This is a genomic window from Streptomyces sp. NPDC054770 (assembly GCF_053611985.1).
Genome location: NZ_JBSHBL010000015.1, coordinates 47,612 through 61,066, shown reverse-complemented (window position 1 = coordinate 61,066; position 13,455 = coordinate 47,612). Strand labels below are relative to the sequence as shown.

The window sequence follows — 13,455 nt, the reverse complement described above, 5'->3', positions numbered from 1 at the left end:
CCATCTCCTGATGGACTCGGCGCCCGGTGGACTGGTGACCGCGACCGCCGTCCGGCCGGCCGGCGAGGCAGTACACCGGGAGTCGGCGACCGGGTTGCCGTACGTGTGGCCGACGGCCCCGGTCCCCGAAGCCGACGGCGGAGGCGGACCGGATGCCGCGATCGTGCCGGAGCCGGCGCCGGGTCCCGCCGTGTCACCGCCCCGGGCACCCCGGGTGGTGGCCCGGGCAACGGTGCCCCACAGGGTCTCCTCGGAGTCGGCGCCACCGCTGACGACGGCCGCACCGGTACTTCCGCCGATTCGCAGGCCCAGCGTCCTCCAGACCGGTCCCGCTGCCCGGGCAGCCGGCCCCGCGACAGCGACCCGGCCGCCACTGGTCCCCCTCGCCCACAACGACCGGCGGACGGAGACGACGGCTCCCGGTCCGGCTGACGGAACGCCGCCGAGCCCGACTCCGGGACAGCGCGGCGGGCCGACTGCTCAGCCGACGTTCCAGCGTTCGGCCGCGCCGAGGGCCGGGCTGGGCGCGCCACTGCCCGCCCTGCCCGCCTCGGCCCGGCCCGCCGCAGGACCGTCGACCGTACACACCGACGCCTTCCCCGGTCCTCCCCGTCCAGCCGCACCCGCTCCGGCGGACGCCCGTCCCGGTACCGGGACACGGATCGGGCTGGGCACACCCGTGGGCGGGTCCGGGACGGCGCCCGGTTCCCCGCCGCCGGTGGTCCAGCGGAACGCGGCGTCGGCTCCGGCTCCGGCGGCTTCCGGCGAGGTCGTTGAGCCCGGGTTGCCGCGGGTCGGCGAGGAGGGTCCCGCGGCTGGGCGGCCGACCACGACGACTCCCACTGCCAGGCCGAAAACCTCCACCGGCGAGTCCGGAGCAAAGCCCGGCCCCCCGCCACCGCCGATCCAGCGCTCATCGGCGCCCCCTCCGGCGCCCCCCGGCAAGACCGTTCAACCATCGCCGTCACCGATGGGCGAGACAGCTCCGGGCCCTGCCCTGCCGAAGACCCGGCAGACAGCGCCGGAAACAGCCACCGCCAGGCCCGGAACCCCCACCACCGGGCCGCTGACGGAGCCGGGCCCCACACCACCGCTGGTCCAGCCGAGGGCGACGGGAGACGCCGGACCGAGGGCAGCCCTGGAAGACGCTCAGCGGACGGACCCGGCGCACCCGCGACTTCCACCCGCCCGCTCAGCCGAACAGCAGCCGCCCCGACGGGCAGTGGTACCCGGAACGGACACAGCCGCCTCATCGGACCAGGCCACGGCCACCGGATTCGGGGCAGGGCCGACACAGCCACCGCGGATCCGACGTCAAGCAGTCCCCGACAGCCGCGAGGACTCCCCCGCGCGTCGTCCCGAGGGCCCTGCGCGCTCCGGGAAGGCCGCGACGGCCGCCCCGGAAGCCGACGGTGCCGCGCCGATACAGCGTTCGACGGCCGTGGGCCCGCAGCCGGCAGTTCCCACCGTCAGGCCGGAAACCTCCACCGGCGAGTCCGGGGTGACGCCTGGCACTCCGCCTCCGCTGGTCCAGCGGAGGGCGGCGGGAGACACCGGACTGACGGCGCCGCAGGCAGACGTCGGCCGGACCGGTCCGGTGAACCCGTCACTCCCGCCCGCCGGCCCACCGGCCCGGCAAGGCCCACACGCCCGCCCTGCCGAACAGCAGCCGCCCCACCGGACGGCCACGCCCGCAACGGACACAGCCACCTCACCAGGCCAGGCCACGACCATGGGGCAACAGACGAAGCCGGGGCAGGGACCACAGGCCCGCCGTCAGGCAGTCACCGAGAGCCGCGAGCGCTCCTCCCCGCGTCGCCCCGAGGGACCCGCGCGCTCCCGGAAGACCGCGACGGCCGCCCCGGAAGCCGACGGTGCTGTGCCGGTAGAGCGTTCGGCGGGCGTGGGCCCGCAGCCGGCAGCCGAGCTGTCCCTTCGTCGGGCAGCGGGTCCGCCGGGAGCGGCTGAGACGGTGATCGGCCTGCCTGTCCCGGAAGGGCCGCGTTCCGGACAGCACCGCGATGCCGTACCCGGCGATCGGGTGGCCGGGGCAGTGCCCGTGTCGATCCCTGTTCGACAACACCACGTCCAGTTGCTGGCCGAGCGCCCGCTGCGAGCGGTCCTGCCCGGCGACACGGCGCCGACGGCTTCCCGGCCCGTCTCCACCGGGGCCGCCGCGGCGGTGGTGCCGGTGCGGTGGGCGCCGCCCGCTTCGCCGGTCACCCCGCCGTCCGTCCAGCGGCGGACACCCGACGGCGACGGGTTCCCGGCGCCGCCCGCTCTTCGTCGCGCAGCGGCGGACCCGGCATCCCAGCCGGTCTCCGCGCCCCGCTCCGTGGTGGCCGGTCGCCGAGGGCCGGGCCGCGCAGCGCGACTGGTCCAGCGCGTACGGAAGACCACGTCCGTCCTCCGGCGGACGGCGGCTTCCGAACGTGCCCCCGGCGCCGGGCCGACCGCCGGGCCGCTCACGGTCGGCCCGGCATCCGAGAGCGGACGGCACACCGCCGTGAACACACCCGCACACCGGTCACCCACCCCGGACACACCCGTACACCGGTCACCCAACCCGGACACACCCGTACAACGCGCCCAAACCGCACCCGGAAGGCACACGCAAACCCGTACCGGGGAGAGAGGCTCGTCGGCGACGGTCACCGTTCCGGCCCCAGCCCCGGCATCGCCGCTGCCTGTTCTGCCTCCGGAAGCCGCCCTCGCGCGCATCGGTGCCGGAGCCGTCCAGGCCCCGGCACCGCAGGTCAACGGCGGCATCCTCAGTGCCGTTACGCTGCCCGGCCAGTTCCCGGGCGGCCCCCCGGTCCTGCCGGTCGACCGGCCCGGCGAGCCCGAGCCCGCCCCGGGTCCGCCCGTCCTCGTACGTCGCGAAGTGCCCTCGCCCGGCGGCCTGACCGCGGGCAGTCACCCGCAGTACGAGCGGCCGCCCAAGACCACGGCGGCGCCCGTGCCTCCTGCGTCCGGTGGTCTCGGGACGGCGCGGCGGCCGCCGCCGTCCACCGCGCGCAGCCAGGCGGACACCACACCCACGGGAACGACGCCTGTGGCGGGCGAGGCCGAGCAACTGCCTCGACTGGGCCGTTCCCAACTGGACCAGCTCGCCCACCACCTGGTCGAACCGCTGAGCCGGCTGTTGCGCGCGGAGCTGCGGCTCGGCCGCGAACGGGCCGGACGCCCGCTCGACGGTGAGTGGTGGTGATCCGCGTCGCCCGGACGGTTTCCGGTCGGCCGACGGGGATGTGACGAACGCGACGAGAGCGAGGACAGGAGCAGCACATGGAGTACCCCGGCACCAGCGTCCATTTCAAACTGCGGATCGACGGCATCGATCTGGGCCACTTCACCACCTGCCAGGGCCTGAGCGCTCAGGTCGAGGTGGAGCAGCGGGTCGAGGGCGGCAACAACGGCTTCGTATGGCAGCTGCCGACCCGCGTCAGTTTCCCCAACGTCACGATGACCAGGCCGCTGACCGCGGAGTCGACGAAGGTGACGCGCTTCCTCGCCGGCATGTCGCAGCGGGTCACCCGCGGTACGGCACAGATCTCGGCGCTGCGCCCGAACCTGACCGAGTCGATCGTCGAGTGGTCCCTGCGCGACGTGGTCGTGGTCGGCTGGAGCGGCCCGTCGTTCGACCCGGCGTCCTCCCAGGGCGCCGTCGAGAGCATCGAGTTGGCCCATCACGGCTTCTTCCACTGACGGCCCCGACTCACCTGTCGTCGTCCCTGTCCTGTCGCTTCTACCTGTCGAAGGCGTTCCCATGCCCGCCCAAGCCGTCCTGACCGCCTACGAGCCGCCCATACAGCCCGGTAAGCCGCATGGCTCGGAGCTGGGGGCGATCACCTTCCAGTTCAATCCGAACCAGCTCGAACTGACCCGGAGCGCGGGCTGGGTCAGTCACCAGAGCCGCAGCGCGGAGGAGGTCGCCGCTCCGGAGTTCACGGGGGTGCTGCCGCGCAGGCTCGCCGTCGAACTCTTCCTCGACTCGAGCGCGGCCCATGACCCGTCCGTCGCCTCGGGCACCGAGCGCCTGCTGAGCTGGTGCGCGCCGACTGCGCGCAGTATCGAGGCGAAGGCTCCGTGCGCGCCCTGGGTGAAATTCAGCTGGGGAAGCTTCACCGACGTGGCGTTCTTCGGATATCTGGAGGACGTCAGTGTGACCTACACGCTCTTCGACGCCAACGGCAGCCCGCTGCGCGCCACATGCGGCGTCCGGCTGACCGAGGCGGGAAATCCGACGCCGCGTCAGAACCCGACCTCGGGGTCGCTCACCGGCCGTCGGGTGCACCGGTTGGCAGCCGGCGACAGCCTGGAGCTGCTCGCCCATCAGGAGTACGGCGATCCGACGGTCTGGCGGCTGATCGCGGAGGCGAACGGTATCGAGGACCCCCTGCTGCTGTCTGTCGGTACCGAGATTCTGGTGCCGGCCCGCGACGAAGCGGCGGTGCGATAGCCGATGTTCGTCGTCGAGGCGCCCAAGGTCCTTTCCTCACCGTGGAACCACGCGGCGGTCGAGATCTGCGTGGAGGAGAGCGCCGGCCTGCCCGCCGTCGCCCAGCTGCGCTACCAGGACCCGGACCGGAAGCTGATCGCCGCGACCGGTATCGGCATCGGGACCGAACTCACCATCCGGACCGACAAACCCGCGACCACCCTGTTCAGCGGTGAAGTGGTCACGCTGGAAGCGGAGTTCGACGGCTACGGCAGCTTCACCACGATCCGGGCGTTCGACCTGTCGCACCGGCTGCGGCGCGGCCGCCGGATCAGCGCCTTCGCCGGACGGACCGCCTCGGACATCGCCACCGAGATGGCGGCCCGGGCCGGGATTCCGCTCGGCGACATCCACAAGACCCAAGTGGCTTATCAGCTGCGTACCCAGTCGAACACCACCGACTGGGAGTTCCTGGCCGCGCTGGCCGAGGAGAACGACCGGGAGGCCGTCGTCGAGGACGGCAGGTTCCACTTCCGTGCCCCCGTCCCGGCCACCACCGCGCCGGGACCGGGCGAGTCGGCGGCGCGGGACCCGTATGTGATCGGACTGGGCGAGAACGTCCTGGCGCTCCGGTCCTCGGTCGGAGCTGTCGGCCAGGTCGACAAGGTCTCGGTCCGCGGCTGGGACGTCGGCCGCAAGCAGGCGCTGCGGTCCGAGCACGAGGTGCGAGCCGGCACCTCGCCGCTGATCGGCATCGAGCCGGGACAGGCGGTACGGCCCTTCCCGAAAGCGGAGCTGCTGGTCACCGACGCGGCCTGCCGGAAGGACTCCGAAGTGCAGACCCTTGCCGCGGCACTGGCCGCGCAGGTGGCCTCGGCGATCGCCGAACTGGAGATCACCGTCCTCGGCAACCCGCGGCTGCGCGTGGGCAGGCCGGTCCGCCTGGCAGGTGCCGGAGCGCCCTTCGACGGCAGGTACACCGTCACCGCGACCCGCCACACCAGCCGTCCCGGTGCCGGTTGCCAGACCACGATCACGGTCAGCGCACGGCAGGACCGTACCCTGCACGGCCTGGTCACCGGAGCAGGTGCCCCGGCCCGGTCCGCCCGGGTGCCGGGGGTGGCGATCGGCGTGGTGACGGATGTCTGCGCACCGGCCGAGCTGGGCGGGCAGGGCTGGGTCCGGCTCAGCTTTCCCTGGCTGTCGGACGCGGAGCCGGGTGAGCCGGCCTACGTCAGCGACTGGGTGCGCACCGTCCAGTGGGGCGGGGCCGGCGGTGGCGGCGTGATCTGCCCCGAGGTGCACGACGAGGTCCTGGTCGCCTTCGAGCACGGCCTGCTCGACCGGCCGTATGTGATCGGCGGCCTCTACAACGGGGTCGATCAGCCGACGCCCGACAGCCTGCAGCTCGTCGACACCGGGACGGGGAAGGTCAACCGGCGGTCCATCGCTTCCCGCGGCGGCCACCGCGTCGAACTCCTCGATGCCGCCGGCGGGCCGGCCGGGGTGCGGCTGCGCACCCACGAGGACCGGCTCAGCCTCCACCTCGACCAGCAGAACACCGTGATCACCGTGCACAGCGACGGAAAGGTGGCCATCACCGCCGCCAAGGAGGTCACCGTGACCGGCGCCGGCATCACCCTGGACGCCGGCTCCGGTGCGCTGACGCTGACCGGCCAGTCGGTGTCGGTGTCCGGGAAGGCCGGCCTCAACCTGGACGGAGGGTCCGAATGCACGATCAAGGGCGGGGTGGTGAAGCTCAATTGAGCAGGCACACCACCCGTACCGGGCCGATGGGAGGTGGTCCGGGTGTCTGAGCGGTTCATCGGCTCCGGCTGGGCCTTCCCGCTGCGGATCAGCGCCACCGGGGGCATCTCCATGGCCACCGGCGAGCAGGAGCTCGCGGAGTCCATCCGGCTGATCCTGGCCACCGCACCCGGAGAGCGCCCGATGCGGCCGGAATTCGGCTGCGGCATCCACGACCACGTCTTCGCCCCGGCGAACGAGGACACGGCGGGGCTCGTCTCGTACGAGGTCCGCCGGGCCCTGGACCGCTGGGAGCCCCGCATCCGGGTGACCGACGTCGAGGTGGCTTTCGACTCCCAGGAGCCCGGCACCCTCTACATCGACCTCCGTTACACCGTGCGCGGCACCAACAACCCGCGCAGTCTGGTCTTCCCCTTCTACGTGATCCCTTCGAGCGAGGATCCCGTGACCGGCGTCCTCGGCGGCCGGAGCACCCCGTACGACCAGGAGAACGTCCGCTGATGGCCCTGCCCGCGCCAGACCTCGACGACCGCCGCTTCCAGCAACTCGTGGACGAGGCCAAGCGGTTCATCCAGCAGCGCTGCCCCGAGTGGACCGACCACAACGTCTCGGACCCGGGCGTCACCCTCATCGAGGCGTTCGCGCACATGACCGACCAGCTGCTGTACCGGCTGAACCGGGTGCCGGAGAAGTCCTACCTCGCCTTCCTGGACCTGCTCGGGACCGGTCTGCTGCCGCCCGCCGCCGCCAGGACGGACATCACCTTCTGGCTGTCCGCCCCGCAGCCGTACCCCGTGGTCCTGCGCGAAGGCACCGAGATCGGCACCGTGCGCACCGAGACGGAGGACGCGAAGGTCTTCGCCACGACCGACGACCTCAGCATCCTCCCGTGCACCCTGGCCGTGGTGTCCACGCAGGCCGTGGACGCCCGCCCGGTCGAGCGCACCGAGGAGCTCCTGCGCGGCGAGGCCCTTCCCTGTTTCACCGACCCGCCGGCCGTCGGCGACGCCCTGCTCCTCGGGCTGTCCCAGGCCGTGCCGCGGTGCACAGTGCTGCTCAGGCTGGACAGCAGCGTGTCCGGGACCGGCATCGACCCCCGGCATCCGCCACTGAGCTGGGAGGCGTACGACGGCGCGAAGTGGCTGCCGTGCGAGGTGGACCAGGACACCACGGGCGGGCTGAACCGGGCCGGTGACATCGTGCTGCACGTGCCCGCCGGCCACGCCGACGCCACGTTGGTCGGCCACCGGGCCGGCTGGCTGCGCTGCCGGGTGACCGCCGGCCTGCCCGAGCTGCCGGGCTACTCCGCCTCACCCGTCATCCGCAGCGCCTCGGCCTGCACCGTCGGCGGTACCGCCGGTGCCGTCCACGCCGAGACCGTCACCGGCGAGATCCTCGGGGAATCGGCGGGCGTGCCCGGCCAGCGCTTCACCGTCGGCCGGCCCCCGGTGCTCCTGGGGACCGAGCCGTTCGTGGTGGAGGTCTCGGACGGCGACGGCTGGCAGGAGTGGACCACCGTCGAGGCCTTCGGCGACTCCCGGCCCGGCGACGGCCACCTTCGGCTGAACCCGACCGCCGGAGAGGTCGTCTTCGGCCCTGCGGTACGGGAACCCGACGGCACACTGCGGCACTACGGCGCCGTCCCGCCCAAGGGCGCCCGCATCCGGGTCCGCCGCTACCGCACCGGCGGAGGACGCCACGGCAATGTCGCCCGCCGGTCCCTCACCGTGCTGCGCAGCTCGATCCCGTACATCTCGAGGGTGGAGAACCGGCGGGCCGCCGCGGGCGGAGCGGACGGCGAGACACTGGCCGAGGCCATGGTGCGCGGTCCGCTCCAGCTGCGGTCGCACGACCGGGCCGTGACGGTGGCCGACTACGAGCTGATCGCCCGTCAGGCCGCCCCGTCCGCCGCCCGGATCCGCTGCATCCCGGCCGGCGGGGAACCGGACGCGGGCGGGGTGCGGGTCCTGGTCGTTCCGCAGGCCGCACCGGAGCCCGGCGACCGGCTGCGCTTCGAACAGCTCGTCCCCCCGCAGGAGATGCTCGCCACGATCACCGCCCGTCTCGACGAACGCCGGCCCGTCGGAGCCCGGTTGCTGGTCCAACCGCCGTACTACCAGGGGGTCACCGTGGTCGCGCGGCTGGCCGCCGAGTCCTCGGCGGAACCGGGACGGCTGCGCGAGCAGGCCCTGGACGCCCTTCACCGGTACTTCAACCCGCCGGTCGGCGGGCCCGACGGCACCGGCTGGCCGTTCGGCCGGCCCGTGCGGACCGCAGAGGTGCACGCGGTGCTGCAACACCTTCCCGGGGTGGAACTCGTCCAGGACATCCGGCTGTTCGCGGCCAATCCGCTGACCGCGGAGCGCGGTTCCCCGGTTGACCGGGTCGAGTTGGACGCGCATGCGCTGGTGTTCTCCTACCAGCACCAGGTGCGGGTGGAGGAGCGGTGACCCCTGCTCCGCCCGCCGGCCGGGCAGCCGTCGAAGGACTGCTCTCCCCGCATCCGCTCGGCGAACGGCTCCCCGGCCCCTACCTGGACGACGACCTCACCGTAAGGCTCGTCGCCGCCTTCGACGACATCCTCGCACCGGTGTTCTGCGTACTCGACTGTCTGGACGCGTACTGGAACCCCCGGCTGGCCCCGACGGACTTCCTGCCCTGGCTGGCGAGTTGGGTGGCGGCGGACCCCGCCCTCACCGAGAGGCAGCCACTCGACGCACGCCGGGAAGCGGTGGCGGGCACCACGCGCCGGCACGCGCGGCGTGGCACGGCCCGTGGGCTGGCCGACGAGATCCAGGCCGTCCTCGGGCTGACGGCCGAGGTGAGCGACACCGGCGGGGCCACGTGGAGTGCCACCCCCGGGGGCAGTCCGCCGGGCTCTCCAGAGCCCTGCGTCCGGGTACGGATCCGCGCCGCCGACCCGACCGCGGTGCCCCTGCGCAGGCTGGCGGCGCTGATCGAAGCAAACCGGCCCGCACACGTCCCCTACACCCTTGAGGTGATACCTCCGGGCCCGCCCTGACGCTCGACGACACCTTTCGCCAGGACGGCATCACGACCAGCGGCCCCAACGGCCCGGAAACGGACAGCACATGGCACGGACATGTGATCAGTGCGGCGCTGCGGCGCAGAGCGGCGACGACTTCTGCGGCGTATGCGGCGCGTTCATGGAGTGGGACGCGCCGCACGAGACCGCGGATACGCCGACCGCGCCCTCCGGCACCTCGCCGGACGTGGCACCACCGGACCTGGCACCACCGGACCTGGCACCACCGGACCTGGCACCACCGGGCCGCCCGGCGCCGCCCGAGCCCGCGGCGCAGGCGTCACCGCCGTCCGTCGGCCCCGGCACGGTGGCGGTGCAGCCCGGACGGGCCACACCGCCACGGCCCGCCGTCGCGGTGCCCTTCGAGGACGATCACGTCACGCGGCCCGACGACGTCGACTGCGCGGCCTGCGGGACGGCCAACCCGGCCGAGCGCGCGTTCTGCCGCCGCTGCGGCGCCCCGCTCACCCAGGATTCGCCCGGCACGACCGTGTCCTGGTGGCGCCGCTGGTGGCAGAAGTGGCGCCGGCGACGGGTATCGCGCCGGCGGCGACGCAGCGGACTCCGCCGCCTGGTCTCGGTGCTCCTCACCTCGGCCGTGCCGGCAGCCGCGGTGTGGGCCGGGATCACGTTCGGCCCTTCCGCCGTGACCGCCCTGCGCAACCGCTTCAGCACGCCCGTACCGGTACACGCCGTCTCGGTCCGTGCATCGGGTTCCGTCCCCGGTCACCCGCCCAAGGACGCCGTCGACGGCGTCCGGAACACCTACTGGGCGCCTGTCACCTCCCGGACGCGCAAGCCGGACGGGACCTGGTTCGAGGCCGATTTCGACCAGCCCTTCCGGCTGGCCCGTATCCTGATCAGCCCGGGCGCCTCGGCGAACCAGAAAGAGTTCCTCGGCCAGGCCCGCCCCGCCGCTCTGGAGATCACCGCCTGGGTCACCGCGGGCGTCCCGGTGCACCGGACGGTCCATCTGGACGACGAACCAGAGCCTCAGACCGTCCGGATACCGGTCGTCGGTGTGACGAAGATACGCCTCACGCTCCGGTCGGCCTACGGCACGGCCCGCGACCGGCAGGTCGCCATCGGCGAGGTGGAGTTCTTCGAGCAGCCATGAGTCCCGGACATCATTGGGGGGACCGCAAGCCCCGATCGGCTCCCGGCCGTCGCCTACCGGGCTCGTCCGAACCACTGCCCAGCGAGTGCAGCATCTGCGCGTACTCCCGCTTCACCCGGCTGGCCGCCGCGGCATCGCCGGCCAGACGGTACGCGGAGATCAGCACCCGCCAGCTGACGTCCCGGAACGGATCAAGGGCCAGGCTCCGCCGAGCGGCCCGGACAGCCGAGTCGAAGTGTTTCAGCTCCAGTTCCAGCTCGCCGAGCACCTGCGACAGCTCCGCCGCCTGGTTGCGCAGCCTGGCGCGCTCGACGACCACCCACTCGGCGGCGCCGTCCTCAGGCAGCAGATCGCCCTGGTACCAGCGCAGGCACGTACGCAGCAGCTTCGCCTGTTCGTCCGCGTCGGTACTCAACCGTGCCCGGCGCCACACCCCCCGGGCTCGCTCGAACTCCCCGATGTCCCAGACGGCCCCGTCGTCCAGGACGAGTTGGTACGCCTCCGCCCGGCGCAGCACCAGTCGGGACGCCCCGCGGTCGGCCCCCGGCTCCAGAAACGCCCGCAGCCGGGAGACCGTCACCTGGAGGTTACGCACTCCCTGTTCGGGCGGCAGACCTGGCCACAGTTCGTCCAGCAGCTGGTCGCGGTGGACGGCTGTACCCACATGCAAGGCCAGCAGCCGAAGCAACTTCCGTGCCTTCGGCCTCAGTTGCGCCAGATCCAACTCGATGCCGGCACGCCTGACACTGAACCCGCCCAGGCAACGGATCTCCAGCGACGGGCCCGTACGCGCCGGCGACCCCGCAGCGGGTCTTCGGTGCGCGGGACGCGCAGGGGGAGCAGCCGTCGTCGGTTGCTCCCCCTGCGCGTCCCGTCTGCGCAGCATGGTCACCGTGCCGACGGGCAGGAAGCGGGCGAGCGCCGAGCCGACCACAGCGTGTCGGAAGGTGAGCCGGTAGTCGTTGGAGAGCACTCCGGCGCCGCACAGCGCGTCGACGGCGACCGACGCCTGGTCGTACGGGAGACCGGCCACCCTGGCGGCGCGGTCGAGTTCCGCTCCGTCACCGAGCAGTGCCACGGCCTTGGCCAGCGTCGCCGCGTCCGGACCGAGCCGGTCGATCCGCGCCAGAACGTCGCGTGCGGTCGATTCCGGTGCGTGAGCCAGCACGCTGGTCGTCGCGTCGGACGGAGAGACGCCTTGGTGGACCAGCTCCTGGAGCAGGGCCCGTAACAGCGTGGGATTGCCTGCGGTCACCCTCCGGCACGTGTCGACGAAATCCGGGTGCGGCTCCTCCGGGAACACGTCCCGGACCATGGCCTCGACTTCTCCCGAGGAAAGCCCGGTCAGCCGGGTCCGCGGCAGGTGTGCTGTCGCATCCTCGAATGCGGCGGGGTGAGCCGCCACCTCGTCGGTACGCACCGCTGCGACCACGGCCAGCGGAAACGGGGGCGCGCCTTCGTGTGTGAACCTGCCCAGCGCCCGCAGGGAGGCCTCGTCGCACCACTGCAGGTCGTCCACGACAACGAGCAGGGGGGAGCGCGAAGTCATCTGCTGCAACGTCCTGTACAGCTCGATCAGGGCGCCGAGCAGTGCCGGCGACGACACGTGAGCCCCCTCCAGGCCCTCAGCCAGCCAGGGCAGCTCGGACGCGATGTCGCCGATGTGCAGCGAGTCGAAGGCCTGGCGGACCAGTCCCAGCGGGAGGTCCTTTTCCTGGGGATGGCAGCGGCCCCAGGCCACCTGGAAGCCCATCGATCTCGCGAGCTCGGCGGCCTCGTGGAGGAAGGTGGTCCGGCCGATGCCTGCCTCGCCGTCGACCAGCAGGACACCCGCACGGCCCGCCGCGACGTCGGTGAACACCTGCTCGACCATGAGGCGGGACTCGTCGCGCCGCCCTCCCCGACCTGGCGAGGGGCGACCTCGGCCGCCGGGCTGCTGCACCGGCATCCCGGTGGCGTCATGATGTTGGCTCACGTTCACGGAACACCTCGTCGAAGTCTTGGTCGGCAAGGTTCGAGCCGAGTCGCTCGAAAGGCTTGCACGGCCGGGGTGGGTGGTGGTGGGGCAGCCCACGAGCCGTTCGCGTCGACCGGCGGACCAAGCGCCTGCTTCGAGGGCGTCATGGCAGGGCCCCGCGGCAGCGCTGAGGGGGTCTGTGCCACTGCTCACCGGGCCATGTCGTCGCATTTGTATCGGCGTGCGGATTCAAGGGCTTGCCCGTGCCGAACGGCGCCATACGGAGTGGGACAAAAATGCCGCCCCGATACGAACCGCCTGACTGCAGCGGGGGCTCAGATGTCCGAAACCACCACCACGCCACTCACCGTCATCGTGAGTATTACGCTCTGGAAACCGCTGTTTACCCCGACCAGATAAGAATGCGAGCCTTGGAGATTCGCGATTGGAATCTGCGAGAGAGCCGGAGCCGACGCGAATTCGCTGGCCGACGGCGGAGGGGAAGGCGTGTCCGATGTCAGCGCCCGAACAGCCGAGGCGCTGCCGCAACCGCCGTGCCGGCGGATGCGCCGACGAGTGTCACCGTGATCCCCAGCACGGAAAAAATAGCGCCCCGACGGGCAAGCTTTTTATTCAACTCTTCCCCAGTAGTTGTGCCGCAGTCCCGTTGGGCGGGGCACTCCGGCAAGCCCCGATGACGAATGGTCAGACCGCCATCACCCCAAGAATCGAGAGCTGCTCGCGACCTTGCCATGCCGACGAAGTCAAGTCAAGCGCAAGGTTCCCCTCAAGGAGAATGAACAATTCCACGGTTCGGTAAAATGCCGGATCTACATCTACGGGATCAAGGCCCCGAATTCGGATATCATCGACTACCGGTCTTGCAGCGGCTCCCGGCGGTTCGTTAAATCCGGTGGGGGCGCGGGTTGACGGCAGGTCGGGTCGGTCGCAGGCCGGTGGCAGGAGTCAACTTGCCTTGCTGGAGCGTGAAGACGACCGCGCCCCGTCCGTGTCCGCCTGCGCCGGGTCCGTCGGAGGACTACGCGGCCCGGTTCGACGACCTCTTCCCCCCGGCCGACGGAACTGCCCACAGCACGGCCGAGCCACGCACAGCCGCAACGTCGACG

At 72.4% G+C, this 13,455-nt stretch carries 9 protein-coding genes; 8 read left to right on the top strand and 1 reads right to left on the bottom strand.

Annotated elements, in window-relative coordinates; genetic code table 11:
- Nucleotides 1–2,884 precede the first annotated feature (2,884 nt).
- From ACWGKQ_RS16110 to ACWGKQ_RS16075, 8 genes are all read left to right on the top strand, one after another.
- On the top strand, nt 2,885–3,211 hold the full coding sequence (locus ACWGKQ_RS16110; protein ID WP_453292536.1) for a hypothetical protein: 327 nt from the start codon (nt 2,885–2,887) through the stop codon (nt 3,209–3,211).
- Between the two features lie 77 nt (nt 3,212–3,288).
- Complete coding sequence (locus ACWGKQ_RS16105) at nt 3,289–3,708, top strand: phage tail protein (protein WP_217552811.1); 420 nt, start codon at nt 3,289–3,291, stop codon at nt 3,706–3,708.
- 61 nt (nt 3,709–3,769) lie between these two features.
- A complete protein-coding gene (locus tag ACWGKQ_RS16100) occupies nt 3,770–4,462 on the top strand; it encodes a CIS tube protein (protein WP_453292535.1) in 693 nt (230 codons plus the stop codon).
- 3 nt (nt 4,463–4,465) lie between these two features.
- Nucleotides 4,466–6,208, top strand: a complete 1,743-nt coding sequence (locus ACWGKQ_RS16095; protein WP_453292534.1) for a VgrG-related protein — start codon at nt 4,466–4,468, stop codon at nt 6,206–6,208.
- Nucleotides 6,209–6,250: 42 nt separating this feature from the next.
- Nucleotides 6,251–6,709: a GPW/gp25 family protein gene (locus tag ACWGKQ_RS16090; protein ID WP_453292533.1), complete on the top strand. Its 459-nt coding sequence runs from the start codon at nt 6,251–6,253 to the stop codon at nt 6,707–6,709.
- Nucleotides 6,709–8,658, top strand: coding sequence for a putative baseplate assembly protein (locus ACWGKQ_RS16085; RefSeq protein ID WP_453292532.1), 1,950 nt, complete (start codon nt 6,709–6,711; stop codon nt 8,656–8,658). Before ACWGKQ_RS16090 ends, ACWGKQ_RS16085 begins: the two co-directional genes overlap by 1 nt.
- Entirely contained in the window at nt 8,655–9,230 is a 576-nt protein-coding gene (locus tag ACWGKQ_RS16080; protein WP_453292531.1) for a phage tail protein, read from the top strand. Before ACWGKQ_RS16085 ends, ACWGKQ_RS16080 begins: the two co-directional genes overlap by 4 nt.
- 70 nt (nt 9,231–9,300) lie before the next feature.
- Nucleotides 9,301–10,371, top strand: a complete 1,071-nt coding sequence (locus tag ACWGKQ_RS16075; RefSeq protein WP_453292530.1) for an NADase-type glycan-binding domain-containing protein — start codon at nt 9,301–9,303, stop codon at nt 10,369–10,371.
- A gap of 10 nt (nt 10,372–10,381) precedes the next feature.
- Here the strand turns inward: ACWGKQ_RS16075 and ACWGKQ_RS16070 are convergent, their stop codons facing one another.
- Nucleotides 10,382–12,319: an AAA family ATPase gene (locus ACWGKQ_RS16070; protein WP_453292612.1), complete on the bottom strand. Its 1,938-nt coding sequence runs from the start codon at nt 12,317–12,319 to the stop codon at nt 10,382–10,384.
- Between the last annotated feature and the right edge of the window lie 1,136 nt (nt 12,320–13,455).

Coding starts and splice junctions, on each gene's coding strand:
- ACWGKQ_RS16105 (WP_217552811.1), top strand. CDS start 3,289: ATGGAGTACCCCGGCACCAGCGTCCATTTCAAACTGCGGATCGACGGC.
- ACWGKQ_RS16070 (WP_453292612.1), bottom strand. CDS start 12,319: ATGCCGGTGCAGCAGCCCGGCGGCCGAGGTCGCCCCTCGCCAGGTCGG.
- ACWGKQ_RS16095 (WP_453292534.1), top strand. CDS start 4,466: ATGTTCGTCGTCGAGGCGCCCAAGGTCCTTTCCTCACCGTGGAACCAC.
- ACWGKQ_RS16085 (WP_453292532.1), top strand. CDS start 6,709: ATGGCCCTGCCCGCGCCAGACCTCGACGACCGCCGCTTCCAGCAACTC.
- ACWGKQ_RS16075 (WP_453292530.1), top strand. CDS start 9,301: ATGGCACGGACATGTGATCAGTGCGGCGCTGCGGCGCAGAGCGGCGAC.
- ACWGKQ_RS16100 (WP_453292535.1), top strand. CDS start 3,770: ATGCCCGCCCAAGCCGTCCTGACCGCCTACGAGCCGCCCATACAGCCC.